The organism is Sphingobacterium sp. UBA2480 (assembly GCF_002341965.1).
GTDB lineage: Bacteria > Bacteroidota > Bacteroidia > Sphingobacteriales > Sphingobacteriaceae > Sphingobacterium > Sphingobacterium multivorum.
In genome coordinates this window covers 640,926-655,522 of record NZ_DDPA01000009.1, presented here as the reverse complement: position 1 = coordinate 655,522, position 14,597 = coordinate 640,926, and the positions used below count along the sequence as shown (strand labels likewise).

Sequence of the window (14,597 nt, the reverse complement as noted above, 5' to 3'; positions counted from 1 at the left end):
ATACATCTAATTTTAAATTATAAATAACAGTTTAAAACGACCTAAATAAAAATGAGTATCTCTAAGCCAAAAATACATATCGATGCCACAGCAAAAGATGTGGAATTATTTAAGGAAAAGTCTGAATTTGAAATCTGTAAACCAGAAATTTTTAAATATGGCGTGATGGCAGAAGAAGTACCAGACCATATTGAAGATTCTGATTTTGATTATTTACAGTCTAAAATTCCTGCCTATGAATTACTACATGATGATTTTATTAGCGTTCAAAATAACAGGATTGAAAACCTTTCAAAAGACGACAGAAAACAAAAGGTTATTTCTGAAATAATAGGTGTTGCATTTGGAATAAAATATACTGTTGAACTCCTACAAGTATCTCCAAATATGTTTAAAAAAATAGGAATTCCAACTAAAGGAAAATATCTGGATTATTCTGTTACACATATGCAGAAGAAGTATGAATTGGAAACTAAGGGAACCATTGGAAGATATTACAGTAGGTTTAAAAATGATATCTTAAAGAAAAAAAAGGACTCCAATTCGGATAATGTTTATTTGAAATTTGGAACAATTGCAATGATTAATTGTCCCAGTGATAATAAGGAATGTAGATGTATCATTGTTGATGATCCTCCAAATGAAAACAATAATAATTTAGATGAAAGTAGCTTACAAGTACAACTCTTAAACTACGGGCTTTTTCTGAGCTATATACTAGATTCAAAGTATTATAATAAATTTATAAAGCCTTTAAAAATTGGTAAGATAAAAAAGGTCAAAATAAATAAAGGAAAATTTTTTGGGAAATATAGTTTTTTTGGGAAAGACTATTATGGAGAATGCTTTGATTACAGATTAATTAGAGAAGATTTAGATACTCTAAAGTATAATGATGATCATAATCAGGCCTTCAAAGAAAAAACACAAAAATTCGGAGTAACAAAACTTTTTATAGGAGTTGAGGAATCCGTGGTTGATGCAATAAATTCAAAAGACTTGGCTTTTTTTGACAATTATATCAGCGATTGGAAATTAATAGAAGAGTTTAATATTACAAGATTTCTAGACAGAGACGGTATTCTCATAATAAAATCGAAAAATGGAGAAGATAAGGAGCTCGAGAAAATCTTCCCAGAAGAAGAAGTTCTTAAAAGATTAGGATACTCAAATAATCAACAACTAGGATACGCCCATGAATGTGGTGCTCCATGTAGGAGTCGAGAAAAGAAAGGAAAGCCTTGCGAAGTTAAAACATATAGATCTGCTTGTCATTTTCACAGATAATTAAAAAGCATTTTTCTTTTATATCTGCGTTAGTTATATAATGAAACTAACTTTATTGGGCAGAAACTCAAAATACTGTAGAAAAAAATGGATTAATGCTACTTTATAAATTAAAAAGAACTTTCAATGCGATAGATAATCTTTGCTTCAATACGACCTACATGCTTTGAAAAGAATATCAAGTGCACTCAAAATCTCGTCTAAATAAAGAGTTTCACTGCGAAATACGACTGAATTATTAAATGAATTGTAGCCTCTATGAGTATTTAATGGGGGTAGGCTGAAATGAAGACTCCTTAAAGACGGATTCATCGACAAATCGACATATACTCCTTGGGAATTGTTTTCAAACCATTCTTCGACACGCTCATCATAATGCTCAAAATGATTTCGAAATTTGCGACTGGCAAGAGGATTATTATCTTCAACTCCAAGCAATTTCCTCAGCTTTTGCCCGCGTAGTTTGTATTTTTGACTTGGCCATAGAATTTTTGAAACATTTCCAGCAGCTACAAGAATAGACTGAATCGAACACCAGGTTTCAACGTTGTCAAATACTTCGTGTGTAGCAAGTAGACGTTCCGCTGCTTTTTTGGCAATTTGAGATTGCAAGGAAATTTCCCCTATTAAAATCATTTGTTGAAGTCCTGTCATATATATTGTCTCTATACTAACTTTAATGAACAGCTTGGCTCCTACTTTCCCGCTATTTTTTATTCTTTTTCTTATTGCCTAACTTATGCTGGATGGACATTAGAATATCCTGAAGATCTTTTTTTCTGCGATAGGATAGACTGAAATACTTTTTGCTAAAAAAAATGATCTTGAAAATGCCGACTACAGTTATATAAGACAATATCGACTTTAAAATTTTAGGTGCAAATAATGAACTAATACTCATTGGAGATTGATAAATCTCTTGGAAAACATTGATTAATAAAGCAATAAAACCTCCTCTTAGGTGACTTGGATAATCTTTCACAATCATCTTTTCAAGATCATTATTTAACCTTTCGTTAGCCGTGTGTAACAAATGGATAGAGCAACAATCCATTTGTTTTAATAGGTGAATTATCGCTTGCTTCCTCTTTTGAAGCAAAAGGTGGTGATTATAGCCCTTTTTATACCCCTGTTTCCTACTCCATCGATCTTCTCGTTCTTTCCTCACTCTAAATAAATGACTAAAACCATAATAGGCAAAAATACTGGTAAGTGAAATAATAACCAATTGCCACAAGAATGGGAATGGTCCCCAAGACGTGATATTGAGCGAAGTGAAGATAAAAATATAAAGAGAAATAAATGGTATCATTTCTTTTTTCTTAAACTCCTTCTGGGTCATACCAAGACCAACTGAGGCATATGAAAGTTCATCTTTTAGCTTCTGTTCACAATCATTAATCAATGTTTCAATATTAACTCCATCCGCCCGAGAGTTCCCTCTCATCAATTTATTTTTTTTCATAATTTTATTTAAATAATTAGTTATTATAAATATACGAAAGAACTTCTATTCTATAATCACCGGTATTTATCTACGCTAAATTTTCATCTAGAAAAGATCCCTCCTAGTTTAACTTGATCAATTACAAGGCTACTTAAGTGCTATTGTTTAGATATATAGTTCGAAATTTCAGCAGATGATAGATATAGTTGGTTATCGGAAGCAATAAACAAGTTAATAAAAAGCCCCCCCTTGTTAACTGTCAAGGGAGGCAATGTTAGCTAGATGTCCGCTTTGGCTAAATGTTAACCGGCTTTGGGCTTCGATCTAAATCAAAGGTCGTAAGATTAGTTGGAAGAACTGTTGTTCATTTCTTCAAAAATGTTGTTCAAAAGTTAACGGCTATTCATAATTTTCATTCCGGAACAGCATTTGTGGCATTTGCTTCAAATGACAATTATGAAAAACTTGAGCGAAAAGTTTACACACTTCAGGTATAAGGAACATCCCGGAGATTTATTCCGTGGTACAGTGATTGTACCACTACCCGATCCTTATAAAGACCAGGAGAATTTTTGGATTTGGTTTCACCCTTGTTTTCAAACAAGTCAGGATATAGCAGACTTAAATGATCTTTACAAGTATCTAGATGATGAATGGTTTGATGACGATGTAATGGAAACTGACGACTATAAGTACTATAGCACAATGCCCAAAGATCAAATCCGATGGTGAAACATAGAGGTTAGCAGATGATTTATCATCTTTGTTTAAAAAATCTTAATAGTTATCGTGAGAGAAAAATATTTTCCATAAAACATTTTTTGAATTAAATTTTGCATATTTGGAATAAGCCAAAATAATTATAAACTTAAAAAGACAATCATTATGAAAAGTAATTTGACATTCTTCTTTTTGTTATTTTTCACTTTAAATTCTTATTCACAGAATCGATCCAAATTTTATCATAAAATAAAAAGATCCGATATTGAATCAGAATATCTAAAATTAATCTATAAAGAGGGAGTTCTTGAGAAAAAGCTTAAAATTTGCAGTAAATATCTCAAGGGAATAATTTCTCTTGACAAAGGCATTCCTGTAATAGATTTTTGGACCATAACATCTGACAATCAATATCCGGATTCAAATTGCATAACAAACCAAACACCTATTCAGAATGGTGGCAGGTTCGAAATTGATTTAGAAGCTAGAAAAAAAATTGGTGAACCAACCAAAACGATTAAGGTTCCATTTCGCGCTTGGACATGGGGGGTAGGTACAACACCATTTAGGTTTCGACCAGAGAACGATTATTCCGCATCAACAATATCATCGAGTTTGGGTGTTAGTGTAAACTATGGTCGAACATTTGGTTATTCCAGAATAAGTAATAGAGCACTAAATAACTATTCTATTACCTTGGGTCCATTCATTGGACTCACTTCTGCGGATTTGAAAAAAAGTACGGTTAAAGATCCCTCTATTTGGACTATTGATAGGACAAACGTTGCACTGTCTTACGGCGTAAATGCAATTTTAGCAAGAAATAATTTTGGATTAGTTCTATCATTAGGCTTCGATAATAATTTCGGTACTGATTCAAACAAATGGAGTTATCAAAATAAGCCTTGGTTTGGAATTGGCATCAATACCGGATTAGGAATTTTCTAGCAATAACAACGATCAATCGAATTTCTAATTTTAACAAATACCATTTTTTAATAACAATGTTATGAAAGTATTAGCGGTTTGTATTGGTGTCAATAATGCATCAGATTTTAAGAAACTTGACAACGCGATCAATGACGCTAAATCCATTGAGAATATTTTTAAATCCTTTGGGTATAAAACCCTATAATATGAAGATATTGATATAGATACATGGATAGATCTCATAAATGAATTAGCCAAAAATATTAGAGAATATAGTTGTTTTATATTTTTTTATGCGGGACATGATATTGAAGTAGACGGCGAAAATTACTTAACATGTAAGGAAACAAGTCAATCACAAGATTCTAAAGCATATTATGATCGAAAATCAATTAAATTATCTGAGGTTTTAAATCTAGAGAAAGCAAATTTAAATATCACAAATACTTGATTATTTGTTGTTAGCATTTTATGCGTTTTTAAAATTAAAAGCCTTCCTTAAAACCATTAAGAAAGGCTTTTGGCTAGATTTCAGCTTGAGCCAGAATTTAACTGACTTTGAGCTTTGACCTAATTAAGATCGGACATATTATTTTGGATTACAATTATTCATTTTCTTGAAATGCTGCTTGAGTCATGACCAATTGTTAGTAAAAGATTTAGGTAGCTTGCTGTCCAGCGATACGCTGATTAATTAATTCATCATTTTGCGAAGCTTTAATCGCATTGACCAAAGGAACTAGATTGGTATTGATCCAAGTAGTCAACCCGGCGACATCAGAAGCTGTAGTATTACTTAGGTCAGGTTGAGTGATATTCGGCAGTGCTACTGTTTGATTTACTATTCCCTTTAATGAGGTAGTCGCCATCTGCATCATATTTACCCAATTCACGACGGATCCCACCTTATTCCCCAAATAGAAAAGAGCATTTCCCCCACTGTATCCAAAGGCCAGGAATGTTTTTGCTCCAGTAGAGGAATCCGTATATTGGATAATACTTCCCCGGCCATTCGGCGGATAGTTAACCAAATTCGCTCTTGACGAATCCCAGTGTAAGAATACATCTGAATTGCCATAAGTGGTATCGGATGCAATATCTAATAGATTCGACCCTGAAGGCGTGCCTATAAGCGTTACATTGTTGATATTTTTAGATCCGTAGTATAACATAGTTACACGTAATTTTGAGTCGTTCACTCTTTGTAACTTGAACACTGCACCATACCTCAGAGTAAACGTATTTGCTGTAACCGCAACTCCTATTGCTTCAACTTCGGTAAAACCGCTCTGTGAACCCAAGTTTAAGATAAAAGTAGCAGCATCAGCAGCTTGATATGAATTAATGACAATTGCCTCAGTAAATCCTCTTCTTAAAACCCTTAAAGTAGTGTTGGACGCCGTTGTGTATATAATGTCTCCAGATTTGACAGATTGAGTCGCCAAACTGGTTTTAAGCGAAGCTGTGGCTGTAGAGGTCGTTTTTATCGATGTCCTGACAGAATTGTTATTAACAGCAAAAGAGCTTTGTCCATCTTCAGTCGCATCATAGTCAAAATAGTTATAATCAATATTAATATTATTCAGATAGTTATTAGGGCTCATTAACATTTCTGCGTACATCATGAAGGGTCTAAAAATTGCACCCGTAGCAAATATCCGTTTATTAAATCCAAAATTCTTAATGTCAATATTTGTAATGGGTTTATTCAAAGCAACTAGATTTCCCTGCTGATCTTTAAGAATATTTTTAAAATAAACGATACTTGTTTCCCCATCGCCATCAGGTGACCACTCATCTATTAAAATATTATCTACTCTAACGGAAGATTGGTACCCTTCAAACCAATTGGACAATTGAACGGGGGCCACATGGCACTTATTGGCATAATAGCTGCCAACATGCACATAATTTTCAGGATTTTCACTGACGTGCCCTAAGCCCTGAAAATGAAGTGATCCTGTCAGAAATGAGTCTATATTTTGCACAGAACCGATTCGTATTTTAAGTTCATTGGATTGCGAAGCAAATAAAGACGAATAGCCACACTTTACCGCGGTAATATTGTCAACCACTCCGCTAATAGTTTGAGTGGAAGAATTGGGTTCAAAGTCAATTACAGCCTCTGGATCCGCCCCTTTTATATCATAACCCTCCAAATGTTGCGCATAAAAGTTGTTACAACTTATCACGGATATACCTTGTCTTCGACAGGATTCAAAATATGTTTTACCTAAAAAACTGACATTCGTATTGTGTTTGCTTCTATTTATGTTTCCTGCTTCGTTCCCTAAATAAATCCCATCACCCCAAGCTTTGTCTGCACGAAAATCATGAAATTCGATATTTTTACAATCCGTTACTTCTATACAGTGCCCCCATTCTCCCAGATCGTTATTTACGACTTCAAGAACTAAGTTTCCGTTCTGTACAATTGTACCAATAGGCAGACTCCCAGCTTTATAAAATGGACGAACAGCAGCACTTATGCCTGTTTGATTTACCTTAAATCCCATTCGGTGTATATAAATATAGTCTCCCAGCGTAAATTGGGTCAAACTCTCCCATCTTTTCCAAATACTATTATTTGGTGCGATGTGTACATCAGCATCGCCAATGATATATCCATTCACTATTTTAACGTTCTCAACTTTATAGAAGCTCCAACCCGCATAACCACCTGAACTGTTGGGTATAATCTTTAATCTTGCGCCTGTTTCAAAATATACTGTCTGGTTTGATTTCTGAATAATACCTCTCGTATAGTTGTTGCCTGAAACCGATTGTGATACCGCATCAATCATAATAGGATTTATGGTGTAAGGCACGATATATCCTTCGGCCTTATATCGCTCAACTGCCAATACCGCATTATTAACTCGAATGGTATCATTAGCACTTCCATCCTGGATACCGAAGTATTTCAATGAAACCATTCCACTAAAACGATGTTCGAGTTTTACGTTCCCAACTTTAATTATACTGCCTCCGTCATCAGGTCCTGGATCTTGGTTAACTGGCACTAAATAGTAAATAATTGGTGCAGGAGTATCGCCCTTTTCGTGGTACCCCAATAGCTCTACACCGGAATAGATTGGATTGTTCCCTTTTAATCCATCGATTTCGTCTGCAGAAAGATCCTTCATATCCTGCATGGTGTTTTTAATTAAAAATTGATTTGCCATATTTTTTTGATTTAAATGATATAGACAAAGGTATGGTAGTAACAAGGGCCATCTGAGTGAAACCGGCGCTTTCTAAGCGGTATGGGAGAGATACCGAAAAGTCTCAAAGAACAATTGATTCGGGGAAACCACAACCGAGTTAATCTTCAGACAGACAATTATTATTAGGTAGATAATTTTTATAAAAAATTGAAGCTTACACAGGCTTATAAAAGCACGCAGATAGATCACTTAGGTTAAGGCAACTAACGGTCTAAATGGTATGTGACCGAAAAGTTAATATTTATAACAGTAAAAAATGGAACTGTAAAAGAAAAATAACTTCCCCCACATCAGTGGGAAACTCTCCGGAAAAGTATAAATATCCTTTATTATAGCATAACAATTAAATAAAGCCCTATAGCATAAATAATTTATTGACAATTAGAGAATTAGACACTAATAACCGTAATTGGAAGCAGAATTGTGAAAATAAACAATACTGAAAAATAAGGATCTAGGAGGTATACCCGACCATATAAAACAAAATAAATTATCACCAAAAACATCACACAGATCAATAAAAGAAATTATACAATAACAATAATTAAATAAAAACAAAACATTACTCTTGAAAAAAAATATTACCTTAGAAAGCAATATCAACACTACTAACAATAGATAATTTTCAAATAAAGAACGTAAAATTCATGAAACACAAGTACATCGGGCTATTTATGCCATTATTTTTCGTAGGCTGCCAAAAGGAAATATTACAATCCCCCGAAAACGCCGCAGATAAGGTGCTCAAAGCTAATTCCAATTTGAAGACTTCCGTAGGGGACTCAAAATATCGTATGCTAGGATTTAGCTATGACGCGACCAAAGAATATTTAGATAAAGACTCTTACCGAAGGGTTGTCATTGATGTTGAGAAGCTTTCGAATGACTTGCAATATTCCGTTATAGTAAACCCTGAAACAGGAGGAACTAATTTATATTATTACGGCTATTCTTCTAATGATTATTTGCAGGATATAATCAAACAAACAAATGTTTCAGCTAAGGTAGATCCAGGAACTAGCGCTTTACCGAAGTTTTTTACTGGAAATATAACTAGCAATAGCGAGTTAACTACTAAATATTCTTATTCCACAAAATACGCTTTTGCATCCATAGATGTGTTAAAATATGTCAGCTCGATGCGAATTGAGGAAACGCCTACAGTGATGTCAAATTATGTTACATCTAAGTTTATAACAGACTTACAAACACTCAGCGCAGATGCATTTGTAGCGGCCTACGGTACCCATGTATTAACAGATATCACTCTTGGGGGTACACTACGTGTGTTGTACAAAAGTTCTTCTACAGATCAATCAAACACCACAAATAAAAAGAATACTGTAAAAGCCGGCTTCAAAGCAATGTTACCTAAAATTGGTTTAGGATTAGATGTAGATAAGACTGTTACCACAAATGAAACGTTGGCATCTCAAAATGTGGAGCAAAATTTATATATTAAATATAAAGCCGGAGAAGGTGTTGATGTTACTTATAACCAAGGAAAGGATGCTGTATTTCCTCAAGTAAACAAGGGAAGTTGGGAAAAATCTGTAAACGTAAATAATGCTGGATTAGTTAAAATCGATTGGGACAATACATATCCTATTTACGATTTTATTCCGGCCTCTTTTGCAACTAAAAAAGCTGAAATAGTTGCAGCAGTAAATAGATATCTAGAGAAGAATAAATTGCAATCTCTTGAAGTAGTCCCAATTTATCAATGGTATAATACTCGGAACGGCATCTATGCGTACACGGCGAATATCAATGGAAATTTCGGTGCAAATTATGTAAATCATGGTATAGTATTCTGGACTCCAAAACAAGCAACCAATGAAACTGTTCCAGTTAATCAATGGTATAATACCAAAACTGGCGTTTATGCCTACTCTACTAACCCAAGTGGAAATTTTGGTGCAAATTACGTTAATCATGGAACAGCCTTTTCCGCTTATAAAAGCAATAATAGCGATCCTGAACTGGTATCGATAAATCAATGGTATAATACGAAATCTGGCGTCTATGCTTACACGTCTAATTTGAGTGGAAATTTCGGCCCATATTTTGTTAATCACGGTGAGGCTTTCAAAACATACAAATAGAATATTCACTATGTAATTGCATTAACATAAAATGTTAGCCAACGTTGGGCTAACATTTTATGTTAAATTCGAAAAGCCAAAACTACCTGCTTCCAATTCTTTTCGTAAAAACATTACATCTTCTGCGCCAAAGGCCCCTCTTTAGTGACCAGACTAGACCAACCAGGGTTTGCACCTGCGGTAAGTTTCGCGATCAACCTTTCAGATAAAAATATCCTAGCTACTATTTCTTCCCCAAAATCCCAAGTGACTTCAACAGGCGTCCAAGCGTCGAATGGTTCAAGGTTTTCTCCAACAAATTCCGCAGGATTTAAAAAGGGATGATTCTCCTCTATTTGCAATTCTGGCTCACTCGGAGTTGGCGCTACATTGTATAGCCACACATGGGCAATAATATTTTCACCTTCTTTCCAAAGGTAGGCATAACAGACCTTATCGTCATCTTCGATAAATACGGCGAACTCAGGGCGATCATCTGATACATATTTTGTTAAACTTCCCATAGAATATCTAATATAAACAAAAAACTTTCCTCTGGAGAACTGAGGAAAGCTTAAAAATTGAAGAAAATTCACCTTATAAGGAGAATATCTTGTTTACACGATAATGTTAGGTGGCTTTCCAATAGCTACATGTTGCCACTAAGTGTAATATTTTTAATTGTATAGCTTGATGTCCCACAAGAATTTGTTTCTCTTGCCCTAACTTTAACAACCATAGTTGACCCAGAAGTATTAGGATTCACAACTTTTATCTTAAATTGAGTTTCGGAGACTGGAATTAATTCAACATCTCCGCCAAGCATTAGATTATATTCAGTAATTGTATTAGCGGCACTCTTCGATACAACATAATTATACTCTCCAACTGTATTTATTTGAGATGCGCCAGAAATAGTAGGTGCAGGAGTGCCGATAACTATTTCTTTATCAAAAGTTTTCCCTTGTGTAGTTGATCTCAACTTTACTACACCTGTAGCACTACCGTTTCTTGTTAGCTTCCATTGATTATTTCCTAAACTTGTTAGCGTTGCAATATTTGCTCCATTTTCAAGCGATACTGGCTCAGGTCCTCCAAAGGTATATATTCCCTCTGAGCATAGTACTGAAGGGCCACTCATGATTTTAGTTATCAACGGTGTATTAATACTTTTAACCTCATTGATAGTAGCACCATTGCGATTAAAAAACTCCCCTACTATTTGGCCATCAGTTTGAATTGTTGAAGGTATTTCAATTACATGCTCTCGATATGGGCTTTGATTCAATCCATCTGCAACAAAATAGAGTATTAGTTCATCTGCTATTACATAGGTATTTCCATTGGTGACGTATTTTAGCCTCAACCACGTAAACTCCCCATATTGATCACTTTTACCTTTATCATTTCTTGAAATCCTGGCTAAAATTTTGAATTTATAATTATTATCAGTTGACGAGTTATAAAAAAGTTGAACACCACCATTAATAGTAGTTACATTTGGTTCAGCAATAAATTCAACATTCACACCATATTTCTCAAAATTCCCCTGTGCAAAGGTTTTCAAAAATAGAATTTGCGAAAAAAGAATATAAATTAGATATCTCATTATTTTTTAAGTATAATATAATCAGAAGGTTCAACAAATAGTTTGTAATCAGCAATGTAGAATTGCTCTTTTTCTTGGTTGAAAATGAATCTTTCTTTTGTAAAGCCACTGTATTTTTCAAAAACATTCATGATGGAATCTTTTGGATAAACATGCCCAGCAATTTTAATTGTTTCAACATTTTGATGTTCAGGCTCGACAACCCGATCTTTTTTACACGCACCAAAGCCTAGCCCCAGTAGCGTAATAAATACTAAATATCTTTTCATTTGGTAATATAATTATCTTGGAAGATAGGTAAAACACCTATGAAGAAATCTCCTTATTTTTAATTCTACACAAAAGTGTGTCAATAAAGATGTCACCCTTCATACGTCTTGTCATCTATAAGATGGTGAATTGCTTAAATCCTGTATATAGGAATGCGAAACGTTCCCCCTAACTAAGAGGGGAAACGTTTAGAAAATTAAACCGCCAAAACGCCGGCAGTTCGTAATTTTGTTTTAAGATCACGAAGCTCAGTTAAGATTGCCAGCATTTCAGATTGCATATACGTCGTACTCGGATCTGCTGCAGAATTTGCCGCGGCTGCAGCTTTTCGCATAGGAACAAAAGCCAACCATCCAACATTCCCAGAACCACTGTCTTTCACAAAAATACTATCTGACGAAGACGATCCTGCACTGTTAATGTATATACTCCCAACTCTTGCAGAAACAATTCCCTCTGGAGAGCCATTTCCCCCCATAATTTCACTGCCATTATTGGAGCCTAATACCAAAGGCCCCCGAAAATAGGACTTGCGCTGACTTTCAGAATATATATTCCAGTTTCCGACCGGAACTGTCCCACTCTGTGTATCAATCATTATATTGGCGTTGGCAGCGCTACCGATATTTGACTCAACAATGTAGTTTGCCGCAAATTTCTGAACAGTTGCAGAATTACCTTTAACCGCAACGCCTGTATAATTTGAGACCAATAGTGGATACGACTCGTTGTTATCCGAAACTATTGATTGCACAAAATGGTTAACATTCCGAGTAGAATCAGCTTTAGAAAAGGAAGCGATATTTTCTACGGAGGTTTTTATAGACTCAGGCAAGAAGCCTACAATTGATACTAATTTTCCAGCCTGTACAGTATTTCCATTGAGCGCGAACTGTCCGTCTCTACACACGAGTGCGCTTTTTAAATCTCTGACCAGCACGCCTGTATTAATGCGTTTTGTCTGCCACAAATCTTCAGTACTTAGATTTGATAAATCCACCATACCCCCATTAAGAGAAATATTTACGGCGTATCCTGTGTTTCCTCCTATAGCTCTTGCATATCCTGCTATATTGACATTGTGCGATTGATGGATTGTTATACCATCAATTTCACCGTTAATCTCAGAGAAAAGGCTTGTTACATTTAATGTAATTCCCTGGCATTTGGACAAAAAGATATTTCCAGATTTGTTCTCTTCACAACCACAAGAAAAAAGCGAGTGCCCCAATCCTTCTTGAATATAATAGCCATACCCAGTATTTGAATCTGATGCACAACCAACGAGCGAAATGTAGGCTCCGTTGATTATCCTCACTCCATCACCTCCGTTTGAACTTGTGTAGCAGTTGTATAATGTTAACGATGTACTACTCGAAGATTTATTACCTATTGTCATTGGGATATAGATACCATGTCTCACGCATTGGGATATAAAAACGTTCTTAATTGATGAACCTACAAGCGCTACGGCAGTAATACCGTCATATGTTCCCTCAATGTAAATATTTTCAACCATTAACTTCATGCTGTAAACAGTAGTGGAACCGAAATCAAGCATAATAGCAGCGCCATTCGTAGCAGGGACAGACGCATCCTGCCATATCGATAAATCACTTATTTTGATTTCATCTTGTATATATCTACCCTCATCACTGTATTTTATTACTGAACCAGGTAAAAAAGACAGAAGTTGAGTAGATTCAAGAGATGCTCCTTTGATATTCAGTCCCCGTTTCAAAACAATGGTATCTGTTATCTTATAACGCCCCTTTGGTATTTGAATATTAAAACCGTTTGCAAAGCCTTTAGGACTTATTGCAACCGTATCTTCACTGTTTATGGGCGCGTAATCGATGGTCTTTTGTAGGGCAGATGTATCATCATGCAGTCCATCGCCTTTGGCTCCAAAATATTTGACATTAAGCTCTCCAATAAATTGATGTTCTAATTTAATATCTCCTGTTTGGATAATACTGCCACCATCATCATCTAGAAGCGTAGTACTCAAAAAATAGATAATTGGAGCAGGTGTATCCCCTTTCTCATAATAGCCTAACAACTCCACCCCTGCATAACAGCCGCTCTGTAATAGCGTAATTTCACAAGTAGATAGACTTCGCATATCTGCCATTGTGTTTTTAATTAAAAATTGATTTGTCATTTTCTTTTGTTTTTATGTGTATAGCAAAAGTATGGTTGCTACGATGGCGATCTGAGGAAAACAAAGTATATGTAAGCGGTATGTGGGATATACCGAAAAGTCTGTTAAAGGGTGATTTTTTTATTCAATTGAGATGAGGCAACCGGTAAAAGACATTTTTAGTTGGTAGCAGGATTCTTTTCCTACCTGTAACGCATAAAAGTCTAACATTATAACGGAGGAGCCGTTATTCGCTATTTTGAAATAGAGATAGAAATTTCTGAAAAGGTGTAACCAATTCCTAAATTTCTTAATTTAGGGAAATAACTAAACAATGAAGATCTCCATTTAAATAAAGACCAAAAGCTATGAAATACCTTATTTTACTTACATTGCTCTTAATTTTTAGCAATACTTTTTCACAGGAAAAAAATATCAAAAAAGAAAAATGGCATTGGAACAACAACAAAATGAAACAGGATACAACAGCGGGATATTGTCAGGTTTTAAAAGTTGATAACGTTCTTTATATATCGGGCGCCGTAACTACGGATCTTTCCCCTAAAGGAATTCAAGCAGTTTACAATGATTTAAAAGCATCTTTGGCCAGTTTTGGAGCAACATTTCAACATGTAGTGAAAGAGAATTTATACACGACAGACATTGAAGCAATAAAGAAATATAATGATGTCAGGAAAAAGTTTTACAATAATGACTTTCCTGCCGCTACCTGGATACAAGTACAAAGGTTATATATGTCAGACGCTAAATTAGAAGTTGAATTGATTGCACACTTACCTAAATGATGTAACTCCCTTTCTGATAGTTTTGGACTTTTAAATAGTAAATAATCTCGATGCAGTTAAGTCAAGTGTTAATT

At 34.8% G+C, this 14,597-nt stretch carries 13 protein-coding genes; 6 read left to right on the top strand and 7 right to left on the bottom strand.

From position 1 onward, the window contains the following. The first annotated feature begins 51 nt into the window (after positions 1 to 51). Positions 52 to 1,287 (top strand): hypothetical protein, encoded by a 1,236-nt coding sequence (locus B3600_RS23345; protein WP_286754588.1) that lies wholly within the window; start codon positions 52 to 54, stop codon positions 1,285 to 1,287. Positions 1,288 to 1,434: 147 nt separating this feature from the next. Here the strand turns inward: B3600_RS23345 and B3600_RS23340 are convergent, their stop codons facing one another. Both B3600_RS23340 and B3600_RS23335 read right to left on the bottom strand, forming a co-directional pair. Beyond that, positions 1,435 to 1,941, bottom strand: coding sequence for a hypothetical protein (locus tag B3600_RS23340; RefSeq protein ID WP_286754587.1), 507 nt, complete (start codon positions 1,939 to 1,941; stop codon positions 1,435 to 1,437). A gap of 52 nt (positions 1,942 to 1,993) precedes the next feature. Beyond that, on the bottom strand, positions 1,994 to 2,752 hold the full coding sequence (locus tag B3600_RS23335) for a hypothetical protein (protein WP_286754586.1): 759 nt from the start codon (positions 2,750 to 2,752) through the stop codon (positions 1,994 to 1,996). Positions 2,753 to 3,190: 438 nt separating this feature from the next. On the opposite strand from B3600_RS23335, the gene B3600_RS23330 reads away from it, so the two are divergent. The 3 genes from B3600_RS23330 to B3600_RS23320 all read left to right on the top strand — a co-directional run bounded on the left by B3600_RS23330 (position 3,191) and on the right by B3600_RS23320 (position 4,589). Beyond that, positions 3,191 to 3,466 (top strand): hypothetical protein, encoded by a 276-nt coding sequence (locus B3600_RS23330; protein WP_286754585.1) that lies wholly within the window; start codon positions 3,191 to 3,193, stop codon positions 3,464 to 3,466. A gap of 153 nt (positions 3,467 to 3,619) precedes the next feature. Further along, on the top strand, positions 3,620 to 4,402 hold the full coding sequence (locus tag B3600_RS23325) for a hypothetical protein (protein ID WP_286754584.1): 783 nt from the start codon (positions 3,620 to 3,622) through the stop codon (positions 4,400 to 4,402). A gap of 61 nt (positions 4,403 to 4,463) precedes the next feature. Beyond that, on the top strand, positions 4,464 to 4,589 hold the full coding sequence (locus B3600_RS23320; RefSeq protein ID WP_286754583.1) for a caspase family protein: 126 nt from the start codon (positions 4,464 to 4,466) through the stop codon (positions 4,587 to 4,589). 454 nt (positions 4,590 to 5,043) lie between these two features. On the opposite strand, the gene B3600_RS23315 is transcribed toward B3600_RS23320, so the two are convergent. After that, entirely contained in the window at positions 5,044 to 7,569 is a 2,526-nt protein-coding gene (locus tag B3600_RS23315) for a hypothetical protein (RefSeq protein ID WP_286754582.1), read from the bottom strand. A 689-nt stretch (positions 7,570 to 8,258) separates the two neighbouring features. On the opposite strand from B3600_RS23315, the gene B3600_RS23310 reads away from it, so the two are divergent. Then, complete coding sequence (locus B3600_RS23310; protein WP_286754581.1) at positions 8,259 to 9,716, top strand: MAC/perforin domain-containing protein; 1,458 nt, start codon at positions 8,259 to 8,261, stop codon at positions 9,714 to 9,716. 113 nt (positions 9,717 to 9,829) lie between these two features. Here the strand turns inward: B3600_RS23310 and B3600_RS23305 are convergent, their stop codons facing one another. From B3600_RS23305 to B3600_RS23290, 4 genes are all read right to left on the bottom strand, one after another. Then, the gene (locus tag B3600_RS23305) at positions 9,830 to 10,219 is read right to left on the bottom strand and encodes a hypothetical protein (RefSeq protein ID WP_286754580.1); all 390 of its coding nucleotides are present in this window, start codon (positions 10,217 to 10,219) and stop codon (positions 9,830 to 9,832) included. Between the two features lie 125 nt (positions 10,220 to 10,344). Beyond that, on the bottom strand, positions 10,345 to 11,304 hold the full coding sequence (locus B3600_RS23300) for a hypothetical protein (RefSeq protein ID WP_286754579.1): 960 nt from the start codon (positions 11,302 to 11,304) through the stop codon (positions 10,345 to 10,347). Further along, positions 11,304 to 11,573, bottom strand: a complete 270-nt coding sequence (locus tag B3600_RS23295) for a hypothetical protein (RefSeq protein ID WP_286754578.1) — start codon at positions 11,571 to 11,573, stop codon at positions 11,304 to 11,306. The genes B3600_RS23300 and B3600_RS23295 overlap by 1 nt, the downstream gene beginning before the upstream one ends. A 197-nt stretch (positions 11,574 to 11,770) precedes the next feature. Further along, the gene (locus B3600_RS23290; protein ID WP_286754577.1) at positions 11,771 to 13,708 is read right to left on the bottom strand and encodes a right-handed parallel beta-helix repeat-containing protein; all 1,938 of its coding nucleotides are present in this window, start codon (positions 13,706 to 13,708) and stop codon (positions 11,771 to 11,773) included. A 377-nt stretch (positions 13,709 to 14,085) separates the two neighbouring features. Here B3600_RS23290 and B3600_RS23285 point away from each other — a divergent pair, with 377 nt between their 5' ends. Next, entirely contained in the window at positions 14,086 to 14,523 is a 438-nt protein-coding gene (locus tag B3600_RS23285; RefSeq protein ID WP_286754576.1) for a RidA family protein, read from the top strand. The last annotated feature ends 74 nt before the right edge of the window (positions 14,524 to 14,597 follow it).